Here is a 26,139-nt window from a genome sequence, read left to right on the forward strand (position 1 = left end):
ATCCAGTCCTGGGCACCATATGAAGTCTTGAATGTGTTGACTTTCAAGGTTTTTTCTTTTGGGGTGTGTCAAAAAAGTGTCGCTTTCTCCCGCTTACTACCACTATTTCTGACACAAATTTGACACATCAAATGACACACCAAAATGCGTGCTGCCCACTAGCAACTGACTGGAAAAAAATTGCAGAAAAGAGCGCTATGTCAAAATGTACCATCAGCGTGTCGAAATCCCTGATGGATGTGTCGCTTTCAACGAAATTCGTGTATCACAACCGCTTATCAATAGACGCCAAGACTTGTTGTGTTGAAACTTTTATAGTAATGTTGCCCGAAATATAATCCGACGTGCAACAATTGCCCAGCCTCAACGGACTCAGAGCGATCAGCATCTTTATAGTTCTCGCCTTTCACTTAATTACTTTAAATTTCGGCCACGGCTCCCGATTGGATATCCTTCCCATTTTCGATGGAGGATTTGGGGTAAACGTATTCTTTGTCATTTCAGGTTTCCTGATCACCACCCTGCTGCTAGAGGAGGAAAAGGCAGCTGGAAGTATTTCACTGAAGCATTTCTATATGCGGCGCGTCCTGCGCATTTTCCCGGCCTATTATTTCCTGCTCCTCGTCTATTGGTTTCTCCAACGAGCCGGTTTTCTTCATATTCCATTATCGAAGTGGGTGACAACGCTCACTTATATGAGATGGATCAACGTCGGAGAATACTATACCGACCATGCATGGTCGCTGAGTGTCGAAGAGAATTTCTACCTCCTTTGGCCCCTCATCTTTCTACTGGGGAACAAATGGCGAAAGAACACAGCCAAATTCCTCTTCCTTGTAGTTCCGTTTATTCGTTTTTTCGTGTTCTACGTACACCCTGTCAGTTGGATAACCATCCTATCGCTTTTTGTCCGGATCGATTCTATTGCCCTTGGTTGTTATGTTGCCCTGTTTAAAGATGATTTAGTCCGGAAGTGTGAGGGGCGCTGGAATGTCTTGCTCGCGTTTAGCCTCACCGTTCTGTGCTCGATCCCCTGGCTGGCCATGCTCGGGAAGGGCAATGTATTGGGGGTTATAATGATCTCCATCGGTACCTATTTCGGCACATTGGCCAATCTTGTGATTGCCTTTGTCATCCTCTATTCGGTCTTTGGCCCCCGTAATAGGTGGTTCCGGGTTCTCAATTCAAAACCCATGAACTATATTGGGGTGCTGTCCTACAGCATTTATCTATGGCAACAATTCTTTGTCATCAAGAGAGACTGGTGGGTGACCCATTTCCCTCAAAATATTATTTGCATCGCTTTGGCTTCGCTATTTTCACGATACGTCATCGAAAAACCGTTCCTGAAACTGAAATCGCGGTTCTCAAGCACACCGCCTATACTCGCTCCAGTCGCGGTTGATCTTTAGCCGGAAACCAGAAGGTCTTAAGTAGATCTGCTTGCCGTCAATTAAGATAAGGGGATTATTGCGGCAAGCAGGCCACGTCACATGGAGCGGTGGCCTGACGCGCGTTTGGCCATTGCTTCGTAATTTGCCTTGAGTATTTCATCCAGTTGCAGCGGATCTTCGAAATTCAGTTTCCTGTTTTTCAACATTCTTTCACCTCCCATAATAACATCAATTTCTCTGTTGACCAAACCGTCGACTGCACGATTGGCTACCTGTTCCGGTGTGTCCATTCCGGTTGTGTTGGCTGTTTTCATCATCGGTGTATCGGTCGCAGTCGGATACACCGTCATCACATGGATACCCTGACCGATAAGTTCCCGGCGAAGCGCTTCAGAAAATTGGCGCAGGGCAGCTTTTGAAGCGGCATATGGCGCATAAAAAGCCATACCGATTAAACCCAACCCGGATGAAACATTCATGATCGCGGCATCACTGCTCTGCCTCAATAGCGGGAGAGCGTGTTTCGTTAATAGGATGGGGCCCGTAATGTTGGTGTTTTGCTGGGCAATAATGTCTTCATCGCTGATCTCTTCCAACGCACCGGCACTTACGACGCCCGCATTATTAATCAGGATATCCAACCCGCCCCATTCTTTTCGCAGTTTGCCTATCGCTTTTTCGATCACTTCCGATTTGGCGACATCGCCGGGCAGGTAAAAGAATTTAGCTTCCGGAAATTCACTTCCCAGGGCTTGCATTTTTTTTAAATCTCTACCCATGACCGCGAACTGACGTGCCCCACGACGGTAGAGTTCTGAGACAATCGCTTTACCAATGCCGCTCGAGCCACCGGTAATCAGAATTTTTTTGTTTTCAAAGCTCATGTGTACTTGTGTTTATTTACGTAGTAGGATCCTGGCTCAAATCCTTTAAATATTTCTGCAAATATGCGACAATAAGCCACCGGCCCCAAATTTGAAAGGGCTTACGTCTGCGGAAAGTTATTATTGATCCGTTTTGAGCTGATGCCCGAAAAATAAGGTAGTTAGTTTTCCCATGTGATAAGCGGCGGGGGTGTTCACCCCGGCTTTTTTACGGGTTCCGATTGTGCCTTTACGCCGCGGGTTCCCTAAATATAACAAATGTATCACGGTGGACGCCGGATGACAGCTGATGAGGGGAATGGTCGCGTTGAGATTTCCGGAAGCAGATAACGGACGGTTCTATCATCCTAAATAATCAGGCGGGAATATCTTCTGACCGTACTTTTCGAAGATCCCGGCCAATTTTTCTATGCCCTCACGGTCCATATGCGGAGGAGGTAAGAACTCACCCCATTTTACCGGTTTGCCTATCTCCTCAAAAAGTTCATCCAACCCGGCTGGTACAACAGTGCATAACAAGCGGGCCATTTGATCACTTTTATTCTTAAAATTATGTATTATGCCGTCTTTTTGTATAACTACATAAGAGCCTTTTTTGGCCGTGTAGGCGCCTGCTTCAGATCTTACTTCTACTTCCCCGTCCATAACAAAAAGAGTTTCGTGAAAATCGGGGTGCGAATGGGGAGGTGGCCCACCGCCTGGCGGGACCAGCAATTCAATTGTGGCATAGGCACCGCCGGTATCCCTGCCGTTAACCAATATGCGACACGCGCCGCCAATCACCGACAGGCTTTGGCCGTCCTGCGGCCCTACAGCGATAGGGCCATTCTTCATGTCTTTCATAAATGCAGTTTAATTGTATAAACAATTCTATTTTTCACCAATATCCCGCGCCCGGAATGGTCAAAGGAAATTGTTGCGAAACTTCAATTTATCGATTGCTTTTTAAATTGAATTGGGGTTAATCCGGTTTCCTTTTTGAAAAGTCTTGAAAAATAGGACAGGTTATCAAAGCCAAGCATATAGGCTATCCCAGAAACACTTTGATTCTCGCCCTTTAAAAGGTTTTTAGCCTCATTAACCAAGTAAATATGGATCAGTTCTATAGCTGTCTTGCCTGTTTCTTGTTTCAACAGATCGCTTAAATAACGCGGCGATAAATTCAAGCGTGCCGCCATTGCATTTACTGTAGGCAACCCCTTTGTCTGTAATAAACCTTGACCAGAATACTCGGATAACGCACCATTGAATTTAGAAACTATTTTTCCGGACAATTCGGTACGGTTAATAAACTGGCGTTTATAAAAACGTTGCGAATATTTCAATATAGAGTCGATATGGGTGAGCATAATTTCACGACTATATTCGTCCGGATTGTTTTTGTACTCAGATTCAATTTTGTTGTAAAGATCCCACATTACCTCCTCTTCATGCGGTGATAAATGTAAAGCCTCGTTAGTCTCGTAGTCAAAAAAACCGTATTTCTGTATCTCCTTGTGTAAAATAGAGCCGTTTAGAAAGTCTTCATGGATATAAACTAAAAAGCCGTCCTCTTCAAATTCCAGGTCTTTGTACTCAATCACCTGGCGGGGCTTTATAAACATCATTGATCCGTTTTCATGATCGTATTTTGTCCGGCCATATAGTATGACGCCTGACTTTATCTTCCTTTTAAAAGCAATCACATAAAAATCGCCAGTGAATTCCCGCTCAATCAACGGACTGGTACCATTGCATCTGTGCAAGGCGATGAGGGGATGGTCAGGCAGAGGGAACCCATTTGCTTTACATAGATCACTTAATGACTTGAAATGCTTCATGATGAAATAGTTAAAAATTAGTGCCCGTGCGCGGCAGTAGCTACTTCGTTCCACTTATCCCATTCAGCATAACGGCCGTCATATGCCTGTTTTACCCATTGATATGCCACTTTGCCTAAAAACAAACGTAACGGAGGGTCTTCGCTGTCGATAAGTTTCAATACTGCATCGGTTGTCGCCACAGGATCACCGAATTCATCATCAGTTATACCTGCATGGAAATCGGCTTTAACTTTATCATATTCCGGCATACTTTGGGCATGGAATGCAGAAGGCCCTGCCCAATCGGTACTAAAGCCGTTCGGTTCGATCAGGCTTACTTTTATACCAAAACCTTTTACTTCGGCAGCCAAAGTTTCGCTTAAGCCTTCAACTGCAAATTTGGATGCGTTGTAAAGACCAAGTACAGGTATGGCAACTAAGCCCAGCACGCTCGATAATTGAATAATATGACCATGGCCCTGTTCGCGCATTACGGGTATTACAGCCTGTGAAAGCCATAACAAACCGAAGAAGTTTGTCTCAATTTGATCGCGGGCTTCTTTTTCGCTTGTTTCTTCAACACTGCCGAATAAACCATATCCGGCATTGTTGATCAATACATCGATACTGCCGAATTGATCTTTTGCTTTTATGATCGCCGCAAAATCGGCTGTACGGTCATTTACATCCAGTTGGATAGGTAATATATTCTCCCCATATTTGTTTACAAGGCCGTTAAGCGTGTTTAAGTCGCGTGCGGTAGCCACTACTTTATCGCCTCGCTTTAAAAATGCTTCTGCCCAAATCCTGCCGAATCCACGTGAGGCCCCTGTTATAAAAATTGACTTTGCCATTGTTTTTATCTTTTAATTGATAAGTCAAAGTTAGATAGCCAATTTCAGACGGAATTGAACAGAAGTAGGGAAGATTAATACATTTTAACGTGCATTAAGAAGTCTAAATGGAAAATAGGCTGATATACAGCCATATTTGTATTTTTTTAAGACACGAATTTAGACGGCAGGAGAGTTTCGAAATGTCCCCTAAGATGGGGATACCTCGCCGGGCATAAATAAAACGCACCTATTCGGGAGACGCGCGAGCTGACTGAAAAAAAGGATCGACACACTTTTCAGGTAAATAATTGATGCCCAGGACAATAAGAGCCAGTCCCGGGCACAAGCGCCCCGACGTTAGTCGGGGTTTTTTGTCAGTAGCGGGGGAAGCTTCGCTTGCCTAAGCGGTTGAAGACAAAAAACCAACGGCCGCGATAGCGGACTGAGGTCTGGCCACACCCATTTTTGTCGTACCTTATATGTAAATCACCCAATCGGGTGATAGGTTTTCACGGCCGATGTTCTTTTCTTTATGGGGTTGGATGATGAGAAGCGTCACGATACTGCTGGTGACTGTTTACAGTTTGGCCTGGATAGGAGTGTCTGCCCAGGGCGGGTGGTACGATTCGGTGAAGCATGTGGCGGCCACACAACGAGAGGACACGAATAAAGTACAGACGCTGATCCATCTTGCCGATGCCTATTGCTTTAGTTATCCCGATACCGGCTTCGTGTATGGAAAGCAGGCCTACGAGCTTTCCGAGAAACTTGATTACGACAGAGGCAGGCTTTATTCCCTGATCTCTATCAACGGGGCCTTGTACGCCATGGGGAATTACAATCTGGAACTTGATTACGCCTTCAAACTGCTACCCCTTTCAAAAAGAATGGATGATGTCTATGCCAGAGGCTACTCGTTCGGGGCGGTAGGTGATAGCTATATCAACCTAGGCGAGTTTGCTACGGGGCTGAAATACTACCGGGAAGCATTTAAACAAGGTATCGCGGCGAAGGTGCCCGAACTGCACCGGCTATATAGTCTCCTGGTGCCGGTGTTCGTGGGGTTGAAACAGTACGATTCGGCGTTGTTTTACGCCAAAACGGGTTATGTGATGTTCATCAACAGTCCCTTCTTTACCAATAACGACTGGGACACAAAATGGTCAGCGACCAACGTCTATACCATGTGTGGCGATGCCTTTGCAGCCAGCAAAATGAATGATTCGGCCTTATACTATTACCGGCTGAGTTTGCCGGCCAGCGAGGCGGTCAATATGCAATACAATATGCTTTCCGCGTATCTCGGACTGGCGACCGTATTCCGGGACCAGCATCTGAATGATTCGGCAAAGTCCTATGCCTGGAAAATATTGTTCCAGGGGTCTTCCGTCATCTATCCGATAAGCAAACAGAAAGCGGCCGATATCCTGACTGCCATCTATGAAGGAGAGCACAACCCTGATAGCAGCCTAAAATACCTTCACATGGCCGTCCGACTGAAAGACAGTCTTTACAACAGGGAGAGAATAATGGCCTTTCAAAGCGCTTTCTTTAAAGAGAATGAAAAGCAGCGGGCCATCGAGGCGGCGACTGCCGAATTGAAGAGCCGGTATCAGTTTTATTTTATCCTGGCCCTGCTGATAGCCGCATTTGTGGTGACAGGGATCGGCATCCGGAACCGGAAACAGCGACAACTTCAAAAGATGCGCAATAATATCGCGGACGACCTCCACGACGATATCGGCTCTACCCTCAGCAGCATTCGCATCATCAACGAACTGGCGAAGGCAAAGTCCCCCGAGGCCCTACCCCTTTTGAATTCCATCGGCGAGAACACGGCGACCATCCAGGAGAATATGAGCGATATCGTCTGGGCCGTCAATCCAGGCAACGACCATTTTGAAAATATCGTCCTGCGGATGAACCTTTTCGCAACGGAGATCCTCGACGCAAAGAAGATAAAGCTCGAGTTTTCCAGCGATGAGTCGTTGAACAACGTGCGGCTGACGATGAAACAACGAAAGAATCTGTACCTTTTTTTCAAGGAAGCGGTGAACAATGCCACCAAATATTCCGACGCCGGGCAGATCGTGATCCGGATCGTCCGGAGCCGTCACCATGTCGAACTGAGCATTGAAGACGATGGCAAGGGCTTCGACGCGTCCCAGCAATCGGCGGGCAATGGATTGAAAAGCCTGAAAAAACGGGCTGAGGAGATCAACGCGAGTTACCTGATCGATTCACGGCTGGCGGAGGGGACGAGGGTTAAAATGAAGTTTAAGATAAACTGATGGAGATAAAGGTGGCCATATTCGAGGACAGTAAACCGCTGAGAGAAAGTCTGCAGCAGCTGGTGGACAGCCAGGTCAATATGCAATGCGCCGGCGCCTTCGCCGATGCAAACCACCTCGTTCTTCATATGAAGGAAGCGAGTCCCGATGTCGTCCTGATGGATATCAATATGCCCGGAACGTCGGGTATCGAGGCGGTGAAGATCATATCGGAGCAATTTCCTGTGGTCAGGGTACTGATGCAAACGGTCTTCGAGGAAAACGACAAGATCTTTGCCGCGCTGCTTGCAGGCGCATCGGGCTATATGCTAAAGAAGACATCTCCGGCAAAAATGATCGAGGCGATCAATGAAACCTATAACGGCGGGGCGCCGATGACGGGATCGGTAGCGGCGAAGGTTCTGCAGATGTTTAGAAACCAGCCAGCTGCCGCGTCCAGCGAGAGTATCGATCTTTCCGAACGGGAAAAGGAAATTCTCGAATGGCTTGTAAAGGGCAAGTCCTATCAGGCGATTGCCGAAGTGTGCTTTGTCTCCATCGACACCGTCAAGACGCATGTCCGGCATATTTACGAAAAACTCCATGTACACTCCAAGAGCCAGGCCGTAGCAAAGGCCATCTATCAAAAATTGGTGTAGGCCGCCGAAATCACCTCTTCTCGCGATTGATTTCGGATAGCGGCTGAAGTAGTTTTGTAGCAATCAATCTACCGCGTATGAGAAGCTGCCACCTACTTATCTTCTTCTTTTTGCTGATCTCGCAATGTGGATCGGCCCAATCACACTCCTTAAACGACGCAGTCAGAAGGAACAGCCTCGAGGAAACGAAGGCGCTGCTGCGAAACGGCGCGGATGTGAACGGCTATGATGACGACAGTGACAATGTCTTAATCAATGCAGCTTTGTATGCCTCCGTCGAGTGCATGGAAGTGCTGTTGCAGCACCACGCCGATCCCAACCTGCCGAATCGATATGGTCACCGGCCACTGATGCTTTGTACCAACGATCGCGACAAAATGAATCTGCTGGTGCAGTATGGCGCCCGCATCAATGATACCGCCAAATCCGGGAACAGTGCCTTGCTGATGGCTTGCACCGGGTATGGAAAATATGAGACGGTGAAATGGCTGATCGAGCGCGGCGCCGACCTGAAAGCCAGGCGATGGAACGCCGAGACCGCGCTGCTGCGAGCCTGCAGATTCAGCGATACCCTAACCATCAATCTGCTACTCAGCAAGGGATTCGAGATCGATGCTCATCCCTGGGGATACACCGCTTTGTATATGGCCGTGAGAACCGGCAACTGGGACGTCGTTACTTGCCTGGTGAATCACGGCGCCGATGTGAATATTCCCGATGAGGACAATAATCCGCCCGTTATGTGGGCAGCGGTGGCGGGAAATGTGGCGGTAGTGAAACTCCTTCTGCTGAAAGCAAAAAATATAAATTCGAAGAATGTCCGGGCCGGCATGACTCCGCTGATGTGGGCAACACTGGATGAGCATGATGACCCCGCCATCATCCAGGCTTTTTTGGACAAAGGGGCGAATGTGAATACGAAAGCGACAGATGGCAGCACGGCCTTGTCATGGGCCCGGAAGAAAGGCCATACCCGCACGGTGGACCTGCTGATAAAAGCCGGTGCAAAAGAATAAATTATTTGTAATGAAAAAATATCTGATCCTTTTTGGGCTGCTCTCCCTGCTCGCTTTCGGATGGAAAGCCAGTGACGACCGGGACGCGGCCGTGGAATCTGCCATCAAGAAAAGTCTGCCGCTGCTGGAACGCGGCAGTCATCTGTTCCTAAAGAATGCACAGGCGCTGGTGAACTGCCATTCCTGTCATAATCAGGGGCTCGGGCTGGTGACCTTTGCTATGGCGAAGGAAAAGGGTTATCAGGTGAATGATACCATCTACGCCGAAGCGATGGACAGCACCAGACACCAGTGGATCACCAATGGAGATACCCGCGCGTTGATGGAAGATGATGATCCGGTGGCGACGCTAATCACCGGCGATTACGATCTATGGGGGCTGGCCGCCAATCACTTCGCCGGCGATAAGCTGACCGATATCCTGGCCCGTAATATCATGCATATGCAGACAGCAGACGGGAGCTGGTTCAGCCCGGGAAAACGGCCGCCGATGGAATATTTTTCGTTTAGCGTGACTGCGCTGGCGGTGAAAAATATGCAGGTTTACCTACCGGGCGTTCTGCGCCCCGAGGTGGAACAGCGGGTTGCGCGGGCCAGGGCGTGGATGACGCAAACGACTCCCAGGGCCAATGAGGAACGCGTCTTTCAGCTGCTGGGATTGACCTGGTGCAAAGGCGATACGGCGTTCATCGCCAAACAGGCGAGAAAGTTATTGTCGGAACAACGGAGCGATGGCGGCTGGGCGCAGTTGGATTCCCTGCCAACAGACGCCTATGCGTCTGGACAGGCCTTGTATGCCCTGAATCAGTCCGGTCAGCTGGCCGTCACGGATGAGGCATTTCAGAAAGGGATCGGCTTTTTACTGCGGGGCCAGGAAAAGGATGGTTCCTGGCATGTAAAGACGAGATCCTTCCCGTTTGTTCCCTTTGTCGATAGCGGATTTCCGCATGAAAAGGATCAATTCATTTCGGCGGCGGGAAGCAACTGGGCCACGATGGCCTTGCTGCTGGCTGCGAAGAACCCGGAACAAGAACCTTAAAAAATGAAACTCATGCGCGCTACTTCTTATCTGCCCCCCATCGCGGGTTATCGGACAGCCGGCTGGTATGCGATCATCAGCGGCCTGCTGGCGGTTACCGGACTTTTTCTGCTTGTCAAATTGCTCGTGATTGGGGCGGCGGGTCCTTATTCGCCGATGGGGCGGCTGCACTACGTCATCTGCGCGATACAGTACCTGGTGCAGACCTTTTTTGTGTTTGCCTTCTTCAGTCTGCAACAGAAGATCACTCATTACGGTCGGGTGCCGGTTCATATCATGGGCATGGCCGCAACGCTTCTCACCAGCCTCAGTCTGCTGCTCGCCTTTCCCCGGATCGTCTCGGACATCTTTTATATGGTGCCACAAGGCATCTTTGGGGTCTGGCTTATCAGCGTCAACCTGCGGCGGCGGGAGAACGTCTCCCGTGGTCTGCAGGCGTTGGGGGTCATTGCGGGTATCGGACTATTGGTCGAGGGGGTTTTTCCTGTCGCTTTTGGGATATTCGTCAGCATGGATGCCCTCCGGATACCGGCCGTGGCGCTAAGGGAGTATCCAGAAAATTTTGCCAATCATTTTCTGCATCAGATGTTGATGGCCGCTTTCATCACGGGTGTCGTGATGCTGCCGTTGTGGCTGGTCATTTATGGGATCGGACTGGTGAGGATGGGAACGGCGGTCCGGGGGTAGCGCCGGTGGTCATGACCCATGGGGAAAAAGCACCGGATTCATCAATGTCATTTGGGTGGATAAGCTCTTCCACTCCTGGTTTCTCCGCACAAAAAAATCCACCCGCCATTTATAGTCAATATGCCCCTTCTTATACCGCTGGATCGGTACTTCATAATCCCGATCGGCCAGCAATGTCTCCTCAATGAACACCATCATCAGATCCGGCCCCAGCGACCGGAATTTTCTAACTTCGAACTTTAGAGACGTAGGCTCCAGGCAACAGGCGTTGAGCAGTTTGAAGTGTTCGAGGATATTGTCCTTCCCATCCCAGAACTGGCCGACAAAATTGATCAGTGTTGCCTCTTCGGTATAATGACTGCAAAAGGCGGCCCAATCATGCCTGTTCCAGGCATCCTCTTGTTGCCGGATGATCGATTTTATTTCTGTTGTGTCGGAAGAAGTGGTTTGGGCGGCGACTGTCGCAACGAGCATCAGGCAGAAGAAAGTACAACGGAAGCGTTTCATAATAAATATTTATTACAAAACTAATTTGCCTGCCCCTTCGAAAATAGTACGAATCCGACATTCCGGGATCAATAGAAAATACCTTTTACGGCAAGAAACGGTTGACGCTCGAATGCGTCCGATATCTCCTTTGGATTCGTGCCGGCAAACTCTTTGAAATCCCGGATCAGATGCATCTGGTCGAAATAGTGACACTCGTGGGCGACTCCCGTCCACGTGATCCGGGGGTTTGATTCTTTCAGTAGCCAGGCTTTCGTAAACCGCACCACCCGGGAATAAAACTTGGCCGAAACACCCATCCGCTCTTTGAAGGCCCGTTCAAACTGGCGATTACTGAGATGGGCATTTTGCACCAGCGTTTCGATCTTTACCATCCCGCCCGACCGCAATATCTCCGGTATTACCTGGTCGATCGCCGTTGTCGACCTGATCCGCGAGAGTAAACTGAACATGAAATCATCCGCTATCCCCTTCATTTCCTCAAAATTGCCGGCGTTTGCAAATGCGTCGATCGTCAATAGGACCTTCGATCCAAATATTGCTTCACCGTCATAGTCTTTATAGACCAGCATTTCGGTCAGGGAGGTCCCAAGCAACCGGTAAAGGGCTCCCGGCTGAAAGCCGATCTTGATCATTAGATGGTTTGGGCCCAATGAAAGGATATTTCGGACGGTCTGCGGGCCGGAAACAGTACAGGCGGATAGGGAACGCCGCTCCCCCGTGAAAATGTCTTCGACGATGGGCTTGTCAAAAGGATAAAACAAAATGGAATGCTCAGGCAAAGGTGGGAACTGGAAGGTCCACCCCGTCTGGTTACGATCGGCGACGAGGTGGCCGATCATGATATTGTTTACAACACCCCGCAGCATTGGATGCGGTGGGAAGAAGAAGTGCCGGTTGACCATGGCACTCCGAATGTAACGAAAATTATCCGCTCCCGGTCGACTTCACCGGGCAGAAGTGTGCCTCTACCTGGCACGCTTTTTTATGCGCCTATAGCACACCTTAAAACACCGACTATGAAATGGCTGGGCGATAGGGAAAGCTCTAATGTGGAAGACCGCCGTGGCATCACAGGCGGACATGTAGCTGCCGGTGGTGGCGTCGTCGGACTTGTCATTTATCTGATATACACGTTCATGGGAGGGACAGGCACGCCGCCGCAGTTACCCCAGCAGCCTGGCCAAGCCCAAACGGCACCGCAGACACCCGACGGAAACGCCGCAGATGACCAGCAGGCAAAATTTGCCAAAGTGGTGCTGGCCGATACCGAGGATGTTTGGAGCAAATTATTTGCCGATCAGGGGAAGACCTATCAGGATCCTACCCTGGTGTTATTCACCGACCAGGTCGAGTCGGCTTGTGGGTCCGCGAGCTCCGCGGTGGGACCTTTTTATTGTCCCGACGACCGAAAATTATACCTGGATCTTTCATTCTGCCAGGAATTGCGGGACCGGTTCAAAGCTCCCGGTGATTTTGCCGTTGCCTATGTCATTGCACATGAAGTAGGGCATCATATTCAAAACCTTATGGGCATATCGACAAAAATGGAACAATTGCGGTCACAGGTAAGCAAAACAGCGTACAACAAATATTCCGTTAAATTGGAATTGCAGGCCGACTTCCTAGCCGGGGTCTGGGCCAATCACGCAAATAAGATGAAAAGTATCCTGGAGCCCGGGGACATCGAAGGGGCACTAAAAGCAGCCAATGCGATCGGGGATGACAGGCTTCAGAAAGAGGCTACCGGAACAGTGGTGCCGGATGCCTTTACACATGGCACCTCAGCCCAACGGGTTTATTGGTTTAAAAAGGGATTCGAGACAGGAGATATGAAACAAGGCGACACCTTTAATGATCCTTCGCTGAATTAACAAAGGAATGGGAGACCTCACTATACTCAACTTCCTCTTTAGTGGTAGGTGCCAGCCAGTATGTCGAAGAATGATTGGCATCAAATTAGCGCGATTTTCAATACATCATTGGTCTGATCCGCCTGTCGTACTGCGGGCAGTGATCCGGAGCCATTGGACATCCGTGTCGATCTTTAAATGGTCAAATCAATCTATGCAAAAGATCACACTATTCGCTGCTTTCCTTTTAGCCTTTTACATCGCTAAGGCACAACACATTAACAACGGCGGATTCGAGACCGGCAACCTATCGGCCTGGTATTCCTGGAACCCCAAAGGCACCACAACGGTGAGCAGCGGCAAGGCGCATACCGGCACCTATGCCGTGTTGGAATCAGGCGGTGAATGCAGCATCGAACAGGTGGTTTCCGACCTTCAGCCGAATACTACCTATGCTTTCGAAACTTGGGCAAAGATGGGCGCGGAGGGGCAATCCGTAAACATCGGCGTCAAGAACTATGGCGACTCCGATATCCATATTACAGTTTCGGACACAGCCTATGCGAAATACCAATTGAGCTTTACTACCGGCGCCAATGGTAAAAGTGCCACGTTGTATTTTTACAAGCCGGGAGAGGGTCAGGCATATGGCGATGACTTTGAGCTGTATATTCCACTCTCGAATCCTGGCTTTGAAAGCGCCGGGCTTTCGCCCTGGTATGCCTGGAACCCGTCCGGCACTTCGGCGGTGACGACCCTCAATGCGCATTCCGGAATGCATGCGATATCCGGGTCGGGCGGCGAGACAAGTATCGAACAGGTGATAACCGGCCTGGTGCCCAAAACGGATTATACTTTTGAAGGCTGGGCTAAAGTAAGTGCATCGGGCCAGTCGGTCCTGCTGGGGGTCAAGAATTATGGCGGACCACCGGTTAACGCCACCGCCATCGATACCTCCTATGCAAAGTACCGGGTGTACTTCACGACGGGTGACACCAATACCCGGGCCACGGTCTACTTCTATAAACCGGATGCGGGCGTCGCTTACGGGGATGATCTCGATGTATACCCTGTTCGGTCCGCCATTTCCGCCGGCAACACGACTTACTATATTGACAACGTCAACGGCAATGATACCGCCGACGGCAAAACTTCCGCTAATGCCTGGCAATCCCTTGAAAAGGTCAACCGTACCAATTTCAGTGGAGGTGACAGCATCTTATTCAAGAGCACGGGCGCCTGGACGGGAACTTTAAGCCCGAAAGGCTCCGGGTCGGCCGGTAACCCGGTCGTCATCGGCAGCTATGGCGGCGGCGCGACAAAGCCCATTCTCAATGGGAACGGAAACCTGAGGGTAGTATATCTGACCAACCAGCAATATTGGGAAATTACCAACCTCGAGATCACCAATCCCGTCGATTCAGGGCAAAAAAAGAGAGGTATCGAAGTGGAAGCCATCGACCAGGGGAAGCTTACTCATATTTATATCCGCAACAACTACATTCACGATGTCCTGGGGGACAATACAAAGGATGTCGATGGCAGCCTCGGCATACTTGTGTCGGCCCGCAAAGGCGTCCATCCCTTGCACTCCTGGTTTGACACGGTTAAAATCGAGAACAACATCGTCAAAACCGTAAACAGGACGGGTATCGGAACGGCCTCGGACTGGGGGTGCCGTCCTTCGGTCGGGTGTGCCGATGGCACCGCCTATGTACCACATACCCATATCGAAATCCGCAATAACTATGTTGAAAATGCAGGTGGGGATGGTATCGTACCGGCGGAAACATTTTCCGCCGTCGTTGAATACAATTTACTGAATGGCGCCAATATGACCTCGGGGGAACCCAATGCGGGTATTTGGGCCTGGAATTCAGATAGCACCTTGTTCCAGTATAACGAAGCCTATAACGTAAAAACATCGAAAACAGGCGTGGATGGCCAGGCGTATGACGTGGATTTTGGGCAGAACGGCACCATTTTTCAGTACAATTACAGCCATGATAATGCGGGTGGCTTTATGTTGCTTTGCAGTCCTTTACCAAATGGGAACACCAACGCAATAGTCCGGTACAATATAAGCCAGAACGACAACATGCGGCTCTTTCACCTGGCTGGGATCATCTACAATGTCCAGATCTATAACAACACGTTCTATCTCCCCGCCGGATCGGCTACGTTGCCCATATACGCGACCGACTGGAACGGATATCCGGTAAGCATATCTTATACGAACAATATATTTTATTTCGTGTCTGCCGGTTCGTGGACCGGCTGGAGCAATATCGGGGCAAAAGTATTTGACAACAATGTCATCTATGGCAGGCATACTTCCGGCGAGCCAACCGGCAACAATAACCTGGCGAGTGATCCACAACTCGTGTCCCCCGGCAGCGGAACCCCGGGCGGCGTGGTCAACGGGGTTTTCACCTTCGGCAATGTGGATGGATATAAATTAAAACCCGGGTCTCCTGCTTTTCATGCAGGCAAACTGATGACCGGCAACGGTGACCATGATTATTGGGGTAACCCTGTTTCTTCTACCGCTGCACCGAATATTGGAGCTTACAATGGTGCTGGAACAGCAACAGCCTCCGTGCAGGTAACGGAAAGCAGAACAGCTGCCGGTCCCGAAGACGACTCTTCCGGCGAGGACCGGGTCTTCCCCTCGCCGGTCAACAGCGGAGGCACGGTAAGTTTTATCTATAATACCGGGAAAGGGAGCAGTGAGGGAAAGATTGAAATTTACAACTCATCCGGCCGGCTGGCTTACAGCCGGCAACTGCTGTTCGTGAAGGGTGCGAATTGGGTGACCGTTAAGTTGCCCGGGATCAGCAGTGGTCTGTACATTGCCATTCTTTCAGAAAGGACCAGCCGCAAGACATACCGGATATGGGTAACCGAATAACGAGAAGACCATGGCCAACCCTAACATAACATGCTGTTTGTTCCTGTCTGTCTTTTGCTTTTTCCAGGTGGGCGCGCAGAGTCCATGCGCTGCCTCATTTGGTGACGACGATACTTCAACAGTCGTTCAAATAGACGGTGAAAGGGTCTCGCAAGGCGAATTTCTATGGAGAATGAATGGGTTCAGAAGCGCCTGTTTTTCTTTTTTTATGCAGAAGTATAATGCATCGTACAATGGAGCGGATTTCTGGGATCATCCTTTCGACGGCATTACGCCTGCGGAATGGATCAAGAGGAGAACCCTGCAGCAGTTGGTGGAAGACAAGGTAAAGATCCGGATCATGCAGCAATATGGCGTTTTGACGGGATTCGACTATAAGCAATTTCTAAAGGCATTTAGAGAGGAAAATGAAACGAGGAAGATGCGGATGCAGCAGGGGCAGGTCATTTATGGTGTCCGGCAATTCGATGAGAGCAGTTTTTACGAATACCTATTGAGTAATGCTTTGTTGGAAACGGAAAGAAGAATGCTTTTGCCGGACCCGGCCGCCGAATTTCACCGGAGGCTGGAACGCAAAATAAAAGAAGCGAAGATCCAAGTGATCTCACCTGGCGCTCCGGCGATTCCTTAGAAAAGGGCTAGATGCACCTGACGTGCCTGGGCTAAATTTCTACCGGGATAAGAAATTCCCCGGGAGCCGTAGGCCCTCTTCACTCGCCAGAACTTTGCGCATGACCTTTTGAAGCCCCTTGGGAACCAGGTCTATCTCCGATTGGGTGAGTGGCTGAAGCAGTTCGATGAATTCATCCTCGTCGTTATAGTATCCAAACTGTAATACCCACTTGTCGTCGGAGAGTAACCGAAGCGCCATCTCCTTGTCCTCTTCGTAGACATGCACTTTTATTACGGCCCACTGTTCGTCCTCCTCTTCTTCAAAGTGAACCTCGAAAGAATCTTTATTCACTACTTCCGTTACGATCTTTTCCACCAGCGAGCCTGGATGCTTTTTTATCAGTTCTTCGTATGTCATATTGGTTGCCATTAATCGATGAAGGTAGTAAAGATTGGGCAACGGCCGCACGACAAAATAAATTCAGGGCCGCGACGTTGAATAGCTAAACTTCAAATGGATTTCGATCTCTCTGAAATCTACAAGGAACTCTCCACGACAGACCTTTTGAAAATCGTCCATCCCCCAGATGGACATCAGCCCGAAGCCGTCGACGCAGCAAATCGCCGCCTGCCCGAATGGGACATTGTCCCGATCCCGTGTATTTTAAAGAGAGTTCAACGAGCGTAGTCATCTCGGCAAAATATGGTTCCGTTAACCTCAGTGGCTATCCTTCTAAGAAGGCGATATAGTTTAGCAACGACAAAAGCCTTTCCATAATTTATGCTTTGATATGGGTTCATCCAGGACATTATTTTAACGCTCTTAGACCGCAGTTTCCGAGAGTGCATATCACCTATTCGTTATTGTTAAATAAATTCATCTATGAAAAATATAATGGATATTACTTATATATCAATTTCCTGGCAAATTGGCTAAGGAGGGTCCGATACTCTTCAGTAAAATGGGATGTGATAATCGTCACATTCATGCCAGAACGGAGGATTGAACACGTTCCAGCAGTAAATTCAGGCTGTTAAAATGCACCAATATTTAAACCTTACTTTTATGTCACCCAAACTTTCCCTGCTGTTCCTTAGCATCGCCTTCGTCTTTATCGGTTGTAAGAAATCCTCTACCTCTTCTAGTTCGGAAATCCCGACTCCAATTGCAGAAGCCCAGGCCTTCTTTAATCGGGAAATAGTTGGCGTTGGAAAAGGGGCAAACGCCAAAAACTACCGAGCGAAACAACCTAAATCTGTTGATTGGAAAAGGGCAACCGTAAGACACCTTTCCTCCGGCGATGTAGTCGTCGCACCAATAGCCTACAAAAATGACCTGCTCGTAACTTTCGATGAGGCGACAGAACGAGCATATGACCTCAGCGACCTCACTTCCTTGGTGATCACGCAGGATAAAGGAAAAACACGACACGCATATATGGTCACATTCATCCCGGATACAACAATCAATATCAATTCAATGACTGGAGTTTACTTGGTAGAAGATTGGCAAGGCAATTCCGTTCAGACACCATTCCATCGGAAACCGAGTTCAAACACCGGTGGTGATCCTGTTTCCGGATCCTCCGGCGCTAAACAAATTGATATTATTCAGACTATCCAGGTTTGCAGTGAAATAGTCGGATATAACTACTCCCCCGACTTTCCAGATGAAAGCTTTTCCTGGTCCGAAACAACCTGCACGACGTTCGGCTTTTCCTCTGATCCTGGATTGCCGAGTGGGGGCCTGCCTAGTTTAGGAATAGTCCCTACTCGACAATTTAAGTCGGTTGTGGTGCCCCCGCCGGGAAACCCTATTGCTAGTATTTCCGATTATTTCCATTGTTTTACGGATGGCCCGTCTCCAGACCATTCCTATAGTGTTCAAGTATGCGTAGACCAATCAGACCCCGGCACGAGACTGCCGTGGGGCTTCACACCAGGTGGACCAGTTGGGAGCAGTTCCGCCAGTAATTTTGTTAACGTTGGGCATGTCTTTTTGATATTAACAGAAAATGACCAAGGAAATATCACGTCACGGAATGTCGGCTTCTATCCCACAAGCATGGTCGTTCCGACCACCTCCGGTGCCTTTAGTCAAGGGGTCCTCAATAACGATCAATCACATACGTACAATATCAATTTAACAGTCAATGTGTCAAGCAGCCAGTTTTTCAGCATCTTAAATTATGTGTCTTTAGGAAATAATACCGGATACCTGTACAACCTTAACTCCAACAACTGCACTACCTTTGCCATAAACGCCATGGCAGCAGGTGGCGTTACCCTTCCATCAACGAAGGGTTCGTGGCCTGGGGGGGCAGGAAATGATCCTGGTGACTTAGGAGAAGATATTCGCAATATGCCCCTCTCCTCCAATATGACCCGAAACACCGTAGAGAATAGCCATCCCAATGTTGGCAGTTGTAATTAAATTGCTTCGCTATGAAATACAACATCCTGATCCTAATCCTCATAGGTACTGTGGCTTATAGCCGCGCAACAAATAAACAATCTTGCCCTGCTCACATGCGTCCTCTATCCTGGGACTCGACCAAGAATTGGCGAATCTATAAATTGCATACTTTCAATCGGGTAGTTCGGATCTCCGTTGACAGTCTCAGGTTCTTAGGGGGAATTGCGCTAAATGATGACTCCATGCATATTTATTTATCCGGATGCAAGGAGTTACCCAAACTCAATCCGGTTTGGATGGGTTGCTACTTGGCGTCGTACGAAACCACCGATGGTCATCTCAGAAAAGCCATTATCAGCCATTACGCCGGATTTTTCTATTCCGATTCAGACAAAACTTTCTTCGAAATAGGATCTCAGGACCAGCAGGCGTGGCTGAACTATATTTCCGGCTCGTATTTGAAAATTCCCTAAAAGACATGGATACTAATCAGATAATTTATGAAACTAACGTATATTTTGTGGTCGCTTGTAATACTGGCAGCAACAATATTTGTCCCAGGTCTATTTTACAGGACAAATGCGAAATTGGGTGGTGGTCCAGATCTGGTCGCTTTCTTTCTGCTGATCTGGATCATTACCAGCATAGTCAGCCCGCTAGTTATTCTCCTAAAAAAGGTTGGAGCAACAAAAGGAGATATCGGATTTATTCGAACTTTGCTGACCACGTTCAACCTATATTTTGGAACATACGGAATTTATATGATCTCAGTGGGTCAGATCACGCAATCTGGCCCTTTTTTGATCTTTTTCCTTATCTTAAATCTCATTTGGGCGGTATTGTTTATCATCATGGCGCTGACTAGACACCGCAAAAATGCATCACAACATTAACTTTACAAATGGATCCCAAATCACTACGTTAGAAAAATGACAAAGTCCCTCATATTGCTGACAATCACCTTTGTAAGCTTAATTCTCATCTTTTGTATACCTCCAATCGCCCAAACTCCCGAGTTTCATAATTTTGCGGACACCCGTTCGTTGTTAGGCATCGTAAACGCTGGTAATGTTTTGAGCAATATTCCCTTTCTCATTATAGGTATTTATGGGTTAGTGCTCGTGTCAAGGTCACCATCGCCTTTTGCTATCCGTGCTATTTATGCTATGCTATTTGTCGGAGTGCTACTAACTGGCCTTGGATCGGCGTATTACCATTGGGATCCAAATAATGACAGATTAGTTTGGGATCGTATTCCAATGACCATCGTTTTTATGTCCTTTCTCGCCGCAACCATTACTGAATTGGCCAGCCGTAAAGTCGGGGTCATGCTCCTTTTACCTTTGGTGGCCTTGGGCATAGCCAGCGTACTATGGTGGCATTATACAGAAACCGCTGGCAAAGGAGATCTCCGGCTATATTTTTGGGTCCAGTTCTATCCTATGCTTGCCATCCCTTTGCTTCTGTTGCTATATTACAAGCCAACCATAAAGGCAATTATCCCTAGCCTCATTTGGATCGTGGTCTGGTATGTCATCGCCAAGATATTTGAGCAGTTGGATTTTCAAATCTACCATGCCATCGCGGTAAGCGGGCATACTTTAAAACACCTGGCGGCGGCTGCATCCACAGGCTATTTTGTCCATTTATACAGAATGAAATATCTTACCTCGGGGGCCGCCGTTGTTGCTGCTTAATGTATGGATGTTCTCCAGTACTTCGGGGGGTAGACTTGTTCTTCCGCTGTTCCCCCAATATCAACGCCACTACAGCCGGATCATCGGCCGGAACTTCCCGGGCAGATACATTTTCGATAGCGTTTCTTCCCAATACTTCTGCGGCGAGATGCCAGGCATGCCTGCGTATATCTTCGAGATTCATCGGCTCGGCGAATGCCCTAACTCCGCATCGCTTGCCTCCTCCACGTAAATGAATTGTAATGTGCACGTATCCCATCTCGCCTCTAAAATAATGATCCCATAGACAAAATGCTAATTATTTTAGTTTTATTCATCGACAAGGGTCATTCCGTCTCCGGTATTACCCCCTTTTGTCCTTAGATAAAGGACACTCAATCCTGTCTGAGCTAACAAGCAATCATTCCACGATCTGCCCGATCGGCAAGTGGGCCCCTGGAGTTTGAATAAACAAAATGGAAAGTTTAAAAAAAATTTGGCATTTCACCATTATATCGTAATATTGCAATGAAACAATAAGCATATGGGCCTGACCAAATCTGAAATATTCAGCGATAAGCAGAACAAGTTGGCCGGCATGATGAAAGCCCTGGCCCATCCGGCCCGCATCGCCATTGTGCAATACCTGATCAAGACCAACGCCTGCGTTAATGGCGACCTGGTGGAAGAATTGGGCCTGGCACAACCCACCATCTCCCAACACTTAAAGGAACTGAAAAACGCCGGTCTGATCCAGGGCACCATCGAAGGTACCAGCGTTTGCTACTGCATCGAACCAAAAACCTGGGCTTTGTATCAAAAGGAATTCGGCGCCCTTTTCGCCGCCTATAAAGGAGCGGACAACTGCTGCGGTTGACCCCGTATTTTTTTGGCTGCTATCATCGCAATATCGCAATGTTAATATCATAGTTATGAGCACCAGCACCAAACACCGCGTCCTCTTCGTCTGCATCCATAACTCGGCCCGCAGCCAGATGGCCGAAGCCTTCCTGAAAAAGTACGGCGGGGATCTTTTCGAGGCCGAAAGCGCCGGTCTGGAACCCGGCACCCTCAATCCGAATGTCGTCGCCGTCATGCAGGAAGCAGGGATCGACCTGACGGGCAAGCTCACCCAGGCCGTTTTTGAGCTTTTCCGACAGGGCCAGCGATACAATGCCGTGATCACTGTCTGCGACAACGAGGCCGCCGAACGCTGCCCCATTTTCCCAGGCATCGTCAACCGCATTGCCTGGTCCTTCAATGACCCATCCGCATTCCGTGGCAGCCGCGAAGAGATCCTGCAGCACACCCGTGAAGTCCGGGACGAGATCGAACAGGCCATAAAAGCCTTCGTCAATGCAGCGAGCCAGCTGAGCTATTGGATACCCACCACCGAATCCTCACATTAAACTATACATATCATGGAAACGACCGATCAAATAAAAGACATGGTCCGCCAGAAGTACAGCGAGATCGCCTTACAAGACAAAGAAATCAACCAAAGCTCCTGCTGTGGATCCGGGTGTTGCTCGACCGACGTCTACAACATCATGAGTGACGACTACAGCACGCTCGAAGGCTATAACCCCGATGCCGACCTGGGTCTGGGATGCGGTCTGCCTACGCAGTTCGCACAGATCAAAACCGGCGACGTCGTGATCGACCTGGGCTCAGGTGCCGGCAACGACTGTTTCATTGCCCGCAAAGAAACCGGCGAGACGGGCCGGGTCATCGGCATCGACTTCACCCCAGCCATGATCGAGAAGGCCCGGGTTAATGTCGATAAGTTGGGCTATAACAACGTCGAGTTCCGCCAGGGTGACATTGAAAAAATGCCCGTCTCTGCCGATATCGCCGACGTCATCGTCTCCAACTGCGTGCTGAACCTGGTGCCCAACAAATACGGCGTCTTCCAGGAAATATACCGCGTCCTCAAGCCCGGTGGACACTTCAGCATCTCGGACATCGTCCTGGTCGGAGAATTGCCCGAAAAGATCCAACAGGCCGCTGAGATGTACGCGGGTTGCGTCGCCGGAGCCATCCAAAAGGAGGAATACCTGGGCCTGATCGAGACCACCGGTTTCCAAAAGATCACCCTCCAGAAGGAAAAGCCCATCACCATCCCCGACGACATACTCAACCAGTACCTTAACGCCGACGAGATCGCCGAGTTCAAGGCCTCCGCCACTTGTATTGTCAGCGTCACCGTCTTTGCCCAAAAACCAGCCACCGCAAAAACCTGCTGCGGACCGGATTGCTGTAAATAAACCGTATGAAAAAATACGTCGCAGAGTTCATCGGTACCTTCGCCCTCGTCTTTTGCGGCACCGGCGCTATGACCATTGATGAAGTCATCCACGGATCCGTGTCACATGTCGGTGTCGCCCTCACCTTCGGCCTTGTTGTAATGGCTATGATCTACGCCCTCGGCAGCAAGTCCGGGGCGCATATCAACCCTGCCGTGACCATCGCCTTTGCGTTTCAACGGGTATTTGCGTGGAAACAAACCTTACCCTATATCATCAGCCAATGCGCCGGGGCCCTCGTGGCCAGTTTCCTACTCAAATATCTGTTCCCTACCTCCCTGTACCTTGGGGCTTCTCTTCCCGCCGGAAGCGATACCCAATCCTTTATCCTTGAATTCATCCTGACCTTCCTGCTCATGCTCGTGATCGTCAGCGTAGCCCAGGGGCCGAAAGAACAAGGACTATTTGCCGGCATTGCCATCGGTGGCGTCGTGGCACTCGAAGCTCTTTTCGCCGGACCCATTTGCGGCGCCTCCATGAACCCTGCCCGCTCCCTTGGACCAGCCATTGCCAGCCATCATCTACAATCCCTCTGGCTCTATATCGCCGCTCCCATAATGGGAGCCGTCACAGCAGTCGGTGTAAACAAAGCCTTACAATAACACTCAAGAAAATGAAAATTGCCTTGTTCTCCGATGTTCACGCCAACCTCCCTGCCCTTGAGGCCTTTTTTGCCAGCATCGACCAGCAGAAGGCGGACGCCATCTACTGTCTGGGCGACCTCGTCGGCTACAACATTTGGCCCAATGAAGTCATCAACGAGATGCGCCAACGAAAGATCCCAACCATCGCGGGCAATTACGACTATGGCGTCGGCCGCGCCAGTGACGACTGCGGCTGCGCTTACAAAACCGACGAGGAGAAGGCCAACGGCGCGGTTTCCATTTCCCACACCAACCAAATGGTAAAGGATGTGGAACGCGCCTATCTCCGTACCCTACCCGCTCATCTGCGGGTCGAGTTCCAACTGAACAAGGACAAGCTCACCCTGTTGCTTGTCCACGGCAGCCCCCGTCGCGTTAACGAATATCTGTTTGAGGACCGGGAAGAAAAAAGCCTGCTGCGCATCATGCAGGACGCCGATGCCGATATTATGTGCTTCGGTCACACCCACAAACCCTACCACCGCATCCTGCCATCCGTACCGGACACCCCACCCCACTATCGTCATGCCATCAACATCGGCTCCGTCGGGAAACCTAAGGACGGTGATCCTCGCGGCTGTTACGTGCTGCTTCACATTAGTGACCAAAGCGGCATCACCGGGAAAGACAGCATCCGGGTGGAATTTATCCGCTTCGAATACGACGTTGAAAAAGCCGCCAGGGCAGTCGAGGGTAGCCCGTTGCCCCAGGCCTTCGCCGACGCGCTTCGTCTAGCTCGCTAAAAAAGAAGCCCCGCTTTGCAGGGGTTATCCTATAGTGATTATCGCCCATAACGCCGCCCTCACCATTACAATCATCTTCGCCCGCCGCAATCCTTCCATGCATCATTGCCGACCGCTAGATGATGGGTCTTAAAATGGAAAGCCATCCGTACCTGGTTTATCGTCACAACGATGCCAATCATCCCCATATTCATATAGTCTCGTCGCTGATCCGGCCCGACGGCAACCGTGTCAACACCCACCGTATGGGCGTCGATTTGTCCAAACCGACCTATAAAGCCATCGAAGCGGAGTTCCGTTGATCCCTTCCGGGCGCCGGCAAAGCGCTGAAATTCCCGACCCGTCGCGTTTGGCACACCGTTTCAGACGCTGATACCCGTATGGCAACTGCTAATCAAGCCGGTTTTTTTGAAGGGTAAGGTTTACCTTGTAGCACACAAAAGTTCTTTCGCCGAATATCCAGCTGCTCGCCCGAGCCGGCGAACGACACGAATAGATGATTGACCCCATACGACTCTTATGGCACCGTTATCGGAAGAGAAGCTACACAAAATTGGCCGGATCGATCAAGTTGTCCGCGACTACTTTCAGGAACACCCAGATTCCGAAGAAATCCTTGCCAAGGAGCTGATGCCATTATTTATTGAAAAAGGCATTTTCAAAATGAATCATAGAGACGGGCTCCCAATACGAAACATCTTACGAGATCTCGATTCAGAAAATAAACTCTCCTTTTTAAAGCATGTCCTCGTCATTCGCCATTCGGTAAATAGGAACTGGTATTTTCGTGCAAAATAGGGCCCGCGGGGACACCGGTCAGCCTTCGCGCAGGATCTTTCCGATATAGAATTGGACAAATCCATCCATTGAATCGGCGCGTTTTGTGTTGTTGCTGAAATTAAGCGGTTTGATCAGATATCCGGATATGCCGAGTTGTTCGGTCTCGGTGCGATCAGCTTGTTCGCCGGAGGTGGTCATAATAAAGACCTTGATGTCGTTGAACCGTACTTCCCGGCGTAAGGCCCTAAGAAATTCGATGCCGTTCATCTTCGGCATATTGATATCCAGCAAGATAATGTCCGGAAGCGGCGTTATCGGGGCCTTGCCGGCGCTGCCCCGGAGCATTTCCAGCGCCTCGATGCCGTTGAATGCGGTGTGCAGTTGGTATGGGAGCTCCAGTTTGTTCAACGACCGTTGTACGCTGATGATGTCCAACTGATCGTCCTCTACCAATAAGATCGTTTTTTTATCCATGTTCAGCTTTTTGGCCAGGTGAATACGAACATTGCACCGCCGCTGCCGGAGGAACCGACCCGGATGTTGCAATGTTTATCATCGATGATCTTTTTGACAATGGCAAGCCCGATGCCTGTACTTTCCTTATCCTCTTTATCGCGAAGGGTTTGAAAAATGACAAAGATCTTTTCATGGTATTCCTCCGGGATGCCCGGCCCGTTGTCGGCGACCGAGAACTCGTAACGGTCACTTTCCTCCCGGCAGGAGATGGCTATCTCGTCCCCGCCGTATTTCACGGCATTGCTGATGAGATTGCCAAACACCTGTTGCAGCAACAGTTTTTCCGTCCGGAAAACAGGCAGGTGCATTTTGTCGACCCGGCAGTCCTTCGGCACCATGATATCGTTCAGTTCATCGATCAAAATGCCGACGTCTACGCGTTGCTTTACGGGGTTATCGCGGCCTACGCGTGCATATTCGAGCAGGCCGTCTATGAGCATTTCGATTCGGCGAATGCGGTCAGGAATAAGATCCAGGTACGTCCGCATCTTCCCGGATATCTCGTCGGGAAGATCCTCCTCTATCCATTGAACGACGTTGGCGATACCTCTTACGGGCGCTTTCAGGTCATGAGAGACCACATAGGCA

Annotated in this window: 29 protein-coding genes; 20 read left to right on the top strand and 9 right to left on the bottom strand. The window is 49.4% G+C overall.

The window, feature by feature from the left end:
- Positions 1-344: 344 nt before the first annotated feature.
- The gene (locus VGM48_RS21135) at positions 345-1,412 is read left to right on the top strand and encodes an acyltransferase (RefSeq protein WP_331582424.1); all 1,068 of its coding nucleotides are present in this window, start codon (positions 345-347) and stop codon (positions 1,410-1,412) included.
- A gap of 77 nt (positions 1,413-1,489) precedes the next feature.
- Here VGM48_RS21135 and VGM48_RS21140 read toward each other — a convergent pair whose 3' ends face one another.
- The 4 genes from VGM48_RS21140 to VGM48_RS21155 all read right to left on the bottom strand — a co-directional run bounded on the left by VGM48_RS21140 (position 1,490) and on the right by VGM48_RS21155 (position 4,934).
- Entirely contained in the window at positions 1,490-2,278 is a 789-nt protein-coding gene (locus VGM48_RS21140; RefSeq protein ID WP_331582425.1) for an SDR family oxidoreductase, read from the bottom strand.
- A gap of 342 nt (positions 2,279-2,620) precedes the next feature.
- The gene (locus tag VGM48_RS21145) at positions 2,621-3,121 is read right to left on the bottom strand and encodes a cupin domain-containing protein (protein WP_331582426.1); all 501 of its coding nucleotides are present in this window, start codon (positions 3,119-3,121) and stop codon (positions 2,621-2,623) included.
- 83 nt (positions 3,122-3,204) lie between these two features.
- Positions 3,205-4,098, bottom strand: coding sequence for an AraC family transcriptional regulator (locus VGM48_RS21150; protein WP_331582427.1), 894 nt, complete (start codon positions 4,096-4,098; stop codon positions 3,205-3,207).
- Between the two features lie 17 nt (positions 4,099-4,115).
- On the bottom strand, positions 4,116-4,934 hold the full coding sequence (locus VGM48_RS21155) for an SDR family NAD(P)-dependent oxidoreductase (RefSeq protein WP_331582428.1): 819 nt from the start codon (positions 4,932-4,934) through the stop codon (positions 4,116-4,118).
- 524 nt (positions 4,935-5,458) lie between these two features.
- On the opposite strand from VGM48_RS21155, the gene VGM48_RS21160 reads away from it, so the two are divergent.
- The 5 genes from VGM48_RS21160 (at position 5,459) to VGM48_RS21180 (ending at position 10,587) form a co-directional block, all read left to right on the top strand.
- Positions 5,459-7,207, top strand: a complete 1,749-nt coding sequence (locus VGM48_RS21160; protein WP_331582429.1) for a sensor histidine kinase — start codon at positions 5,459-5,461, stop codon at positions 7,205-7,207.
- The gene (locus tag VGM48_RS21165) at positions 7,207-7,845 is read left to right on the top strand and encodes a response regulator transcription factor (RefSeq protein ID WP_331582430.1); all 639 of its coding nucleotides are present in this window, start codon (positions 7,207-7,209) and stop codon (positions 7,843-7,845) included. Before VGM48_RS21160 ends, VGM48_RS21165 begins: the two co-directional genes overlap by 1 nt.
- A gap of 77 nt (positions 7,846-7,922) precedes the next feature.
- On the top strand, positions 7,923-8,861 hold the full coding sequence (locus VGM48_RS21170) for an ankyrin repeat domain-containing protein (protein WP_331582431.1): 939 nt from the start codon (positions 7,923-7,925) through the stop codon (positions 8,859-8,861).
- A gap of 10 nt (positions 8,862-8,871) precedes the next feature.
- A complete protein-coding gene (locus VGM48_RS21175) occupies positions 8,872-9,900 on the top strand; it encodes a hypothetical protein (RefSeq protein WP_331582432.1) in 1,029 nt (342 codons plus the stop codon).
- Positions 9,901-9,912: 12 nt separating this feature from the next.
- Positions 9,913-10,587, top strand: a complete 675-nt coding sequence (locus VGM48_RS21180; protein ID WP_331582433.1) for a hypothetical protein — start codon at positions 9,913-9,915, stop codon at positions 10,585-10,587.
- Positions 10,588-10,596: 9 nt separating this feature from the next.
- Here VGM48_RS21180 and VGM48_RS21185 read toward each other — a convergent pair whose 3' ends face one another.
- Positions 10,597-11,094, bottom strand: coding sequence for an SgcJ/EcaC family oxidoreductase (locus VGM48_RS21185; RefSeq protein WP_331582434.1), 498 nt, complete (start codon positions 11,092-11,094; stop codon positions 10,597-10,599).
- A gap of 68 nt (positions 11,095-11,162) precedes the next feature.
- Positions 11,163-11,729 (bottom strand): helix-turn-helix domain-containing protein, encoded by a 567-nt coding sequence (locus VGM48_RS21190; RefSeq protein ID WP_331582435.1) that lies wholly within the window; start codon positions 11,727-11,729, stop codon positions 11,163-11,165.
- A gap of 135 nt (positions 11,730-11,864) precedes the next feature.
- Here VGM48_RS21190 and ypfJ point away from each other — a divergent pair, with 135 nt between their 5' ends.
- The 3 genes from ypfJ (at position 11,865) to VGM48_RS21205 (ending at position 16,489) form a co-directional block, all read left to right on the top strand.
- A complete protein-coding gene (ypfJ, locus tag VGM48_RS21195) occupies positions 11,865-12,968 on the top strand; it encodes a KPN_02809 family neutral zinc metallopeptidase (RefSeq protein ID WP_331582436.1) in 1,104 nt (367 codons plus the stop codon).
- A gap of 193 nt (positions 12,969-13,161) precedes the next feature.
- Entirely contained in the window at positions 13,162-15,858 is a 2,697-nt protein-coding gene (locus VGM48_RS21200; protein ID WP_331582437.1) for a carbohydrate binding domain-containing protein, read from the top strand.
- Positions 15,859-16,066: 208 nt separating this feature from the next.
- Positions 16,067-16,489 (top strand): hypothetical protein, encoded by a 423-nt coding sequence (locus VGM48_RS21205; protein ID WP_331582438.1) that lies wholly within the window; start codon positions 16,067-16,069, stop codon positions 16,487-16,489.
- 39 nt (positions 16,490-16,528) lie between these two features.
- Here the strand turns inward: VGM48_RS21205 and VGM48_RS21210 are convergent, their stop codons facing one another.
- On the bottom strand, positions 16,529-16,888 hold the full coding sequence (locus tag VGM48_RS21210) for a hypothetical protein (protein ID WP_331582439.1): 360 nt from the start codon (positions 16,886-16,888) through the stop codon (positions 16,529-16,531).
- 648 nt (positions 16,889-17,536) lie between these two features.
- Here VGM48_RS21210 and VGM48_RS21215 point away from each other — a divergent pair.
- The 11 genes from VGM48_RS21215 to VGM48_RS21265 all read left to right on the top strand — a co-directional run bounded on the left by VGM48_RS21215 (position 17,537) and on the right by VGM48_RS21265 (position 24,557).
- Positions 17,537-18,904: a hypothetical protein gene (locus VGM48_RS21215; protein WP_331582440.1), complete on the top strand. Its 1,368-nt coding sequence runs from the start codon at positions 17,537-17,539 to the stop codon at positions 18,902-18,904.
- A gap of 11 nt (positions 18,905-18,915) precedes the next feature.
- Complete coding sequence (locus VGM48_RS21220) at positions 18,916-19,359, top strand: hypothetical protein (RefSeq protein ID WP_331582441.1); 444 nt, start codon at positions 18,916-18,918, stop codon at positions 19,357-19,359.
- Positions 19,360-19,386: 27 nt separating this feature from the next.
- Positions 19,387-19,779, top strand: a complete 393-nt coding sequence (locus tag VGM48_RS21225; protein WP_331582442.1) for a hypothetical protein — start codon at positions 19,387-19,389, stop codon at positions 19,777-19,779.
- A 36-nt stretch (positions 19,780-19,815) separates the two neighbouring features.
- The gene (locus VGM48_RS21230; protein WP_331582443.1) at positions 19,816-20,583 is read left to right on the top strand and encodes a ceramidase domain-containing protein; all 768 of its coding nucleotides are present in this window, start codon (positions 19,816-19,818) and stop codon (positions 20,581-20,583) included.
- A gap of 7 nt (positions 20,584-20,590) precedes the next feature.
- Complete coding sequence (locus tag VGM48_RS21235) at positions 20,591-20,815, top strand: hypothetical protein (protein WP_331582444.1); 225 nt, start codon at positions 20,591-20,593, stop codon at positions 20,813-20,815.
- A gap of 291 nt (positions 20,816-21,106) precedes the next feature.
- Positions 21,107-21,439, top strand: coding sequence for a metalloregulator ArsR/SmtB family transcription factor (locus tag VGM48_RS21240; RefSeq protein ID WP_331582445.1), 333 nt, complete (start codon positions 21,107-21,109; stop codon positions 21,437-21,439).
- 55 nt (positions 21,440-21,494) lie between these two features.
- On the top strand, positions 21,495-21,971 hold the full coding sequence (locus tag VGM48_RS21245) for an arsenate reductase ArsC (protein ID WP_331582446.1): 477 nt from the start codon (positions 21,495-21,497) through the stop codon (positions 21,969-21,971).
- 12 nt (positions 21,972-21,983) lie between these two features.
- On the top strand, positions 21,984-22,829 hold the full coding sequence (locus VGM48_RS21250; RefSeq protein WP_331582447.1) for an arsenite methyltransferase: 846 nt from the start codon (positions 21,984-21,986) through the stop codon (positions 22,827-22,829).
- Positions 22,830-22,834: 5 nt separating this feature from the next.
- On the top strand, positions 22,835-23,470 hold the full coding sequence (locus VGM48_RS21255) for an MIP/aquaporin family protein (protein ID WP_331582448.1): 636 nt from the start codon (positions 22,835-22,837) through the stop codon (positions 23,468-23,470).
- A gap of 11 nt (positions 23,471-23,481) precedes the next feature.
- Positions 23,482-24,255, top strand: a complete 774-nt coding sequence (locus VGM48_RS21260; RefSeq protein ID WP_331582449.1) for a metallophosphoesterase family protein — start codon at positions 23,482-23,484, stop codon at positions 24,253-24,255.
- A gap of 122 nt (positions 24,256-24,377) precedes the next feature.
- Positions 24,378-24,557, top strand: coding sequence for a relaxase/mobilization nuclease domain-containing protein (locus tag VGM48_RS21265; RefSeq protein ID WP_331582452.1), 180 nt, complete (start codon positions 24,378-24,380; stop codon positions 24,555-24,557).
- Between the two features lie 514 nt (positions 24,558-25,071).
- On the opposite strand, the gene VGM48_RS21270 is transcribed toward VGM48_RS21265, so the two are convergent.
- Both VGM48_RS21270 and VGM48_RS21275 read right to left on the bottom strand, forming a co-directional pair.
- On the bottom strand, positions 25,072-25,509 hold the full coding sequence (locus VGM48_RS21270) for a response regulator (protein WP_331582450.1): 438 nt from the start codon (positions 25,507-25,509) through the stop codon (positions 25,072-25,074).
- A 2-nt stretch (positions 25,510-25,511) separates the two neighbouring features.
- A partial coding sequence (locus VGM48_RS21275; protein WP_331582451.1) for a sensor histidine kinase occupies positions 25,512-26,139 on the bottom strand: 628 nt, incomplete at its 5' end.

It is taken from the genome of Puia sp. (assembly GCF_036500295.1).
Classification (GTDB): Bacteria; Bacteroidota; Bacteroidia; order Chitinophagales; family Chitinophagaceae; genus Puia.

Bases quoted from the DNA above. Each gene is read 5' to 3' on its own strand.
- VGM48_RS21140 (WP_331582425.1), bottom strand. From the start codon at position 2,278: ATGAGCTTTGAAAACAAAAAAATTCTGATTACCGGTGGCTCGAGCGGC.
- VGM48_RS21145 (WP_331582426.1), bottom strand. From the start codon at position 3,121: ATGAAAGACATGAAGAATGGCCCTATCGCTGTAGGGCCGCAGGACGGC.
- VGM48_RS21150 (WP_331582427.1), bottom strand. From the start codon at position 4,098: ATGAAGCATTTCAAGTCATTAAGTGATCTATGTAAAGCAAATGGGTTC.
- VGM48_RS21155 (WP_331582428.1), bottom strand. From the start codon at position 4,934: ATGGCAAAGTCAATTTTTATAACAGGGGCCTCACGTGGATTCGGCAGG.
- VGM48_RS21160 (WP_331582429.1), top strand. From the start codon at position 5,459: ATGATGAGAAGCGTCACGATACTGCTGGTGACTGTTTACAGTTTGGCC.
- VGM48_RS21165 (WP_331582430.1), top strand. From the start codon at position 7,207: ATGGAGATAAAGGTGGCCATATTCGAGGACAGTAAACCGCTGAGAGAA.
- VGM48_RS21170 (WP_331582431.1), top strand. From the start codon at position 7,923: ATGAGAAGCTGCCACCTACTTATCTTCTTCTTTTTGCTGATCTCGCAA.
- VGM48_RS21175 (WP_331582432.1), top strand. From the start codon at position 8,872: ATGAAAAAATATCTGATCCTTTTTGGGCTGCTCTCCCTGCTCGCTTTC.
- VGM48_RS21180 (WP_331582433.1), top strand. From the start codon at position 9,913: ATGCGCGCTACTTCTTATCTGCCCCCCATCGCGGGTTATCGGACAGCC.
- VGM48_RS21185 (WP_331582434.1), bottom strand. From the start codon at position 11,094: ATGAAACGCTTCCGTTGTACTTTCTTCTGCCTGATGCTCGTTGCGACA.
- VGM48_RS21190 (WP_331582435.1), bottom strand. From the start codon at position 11,729: ATGATCAAGATCGGCTTTCAGCCGGGAGCCCTTTACCGGTTGCTTGGG.
- ypfJ (WP_331582436.1), top strand. From the start codon at position 11,865: ATGCTCAGGCAAAGGTGGGAACTGGAAGGTCCACCCCGTCTGGTTACG.
- VGM48_RS21200 (WP_331582437.1), top strand. From the start codon at position 13,162: ATGCAAAAGATCACACTATTCGCTGCTTTCCTTTTAGCCTTTTACATC.
- VGM48_RS21205 (WP_331582438.1), top strand. From the start codon at position 16,067: ATGCAGAAGTATAATGCATCGTACAATGGAGCGGATTTCTGGGATCAT.
- VGM48_RS21210 (WP_331582439.1), bottom strand. From the start codon at position 16,888: ATGACATACGAAGAACTGATAAAAAAGCATCCAGGCTCGCTGGTGGAA.
- VGM48_RS21215 (WP_331582440.1), top strand. From the start codon at position 17,537: ATGTCACCCAAACTTTCCCTGCTGTTCCTTAGCATCGCCTTCGTCTTT.
- VGM48_RS21220 (WP_331582441.1), top strand. From the start codon at position 18,916: ATGAAATACAACATCCTGATCCTAATCCTCATAGGTACTGTGGCTTAT.
- VGM48_RS21225 (WP_331582442.1), top strand. From the start codon at position 19,387: ATGAAACTAACGTATATTTTGTGGTCGCTTGTAATACTGGCAGCAACA.
- VGM48_RS21230 (WP_331582443.1), top strand. From the start codon at position 19,816: ATGACAAAGTCCCTCATATTGCTGACAATCACCTTTGTAAGCTTAATT.
- VGM48_RS21235 (WP_331582444.1), top strand. From the start codon at position 20,591: ATGTTCTCCAGTACTTCGGGGGGTAGACTTGTTCTTCCGCTGTTCCCC.
- VGM48_RS21240 (WP_331582445.1), top strand. From the start codon at position 21,107: ATGGGCCTGACCAAATCTGAAATATTCAGCGATAAGCAGAACAAGTTG.
- VGM48_RS21245 (WP_331582446.1), top strand. From the start codon at position 21,495: ATGAGCACCAGCACCAAACACCGCGTCCTCTTCGTCTGCATCCATAAC.
- VGM48_RS21250 (WP_331582447.1), top strand. From the start codon at position 21,984: ATGGAAACGACCGATCAAATAAAAGACATGGTCCGCCAGAAGTACAGC.
- VGM48_RS21255 (WP_331582448.1), top strand. From the start codon at position 22,835: ATGAAAAAATACGTCGCAGAGTTCATCGGTACCTTCGCCCTCGTCTTT.
- VGM48_RS21260 (WP_331582449.1), top strand. From the start codon at position 23,482: ATGAAAATTGCCTTGTTCTCCGATGTTCACGCCAACCTCCCTGCCCTT.
- VGM48_RS21265 (WP_331582452.1), top strand. From the start codon at position 24,378: ATGGGTCTTAAAATGGAAAGCCATCCGTACCTGGTTTATCGTCACAAC.
- VGM48_RS21270 (WP_331582450.1), bottom strand. From the start codon at position 25,509: ATGGATAAAAAAACGATCTTATTGGTAGAGGACGATCAGTTGGACATC.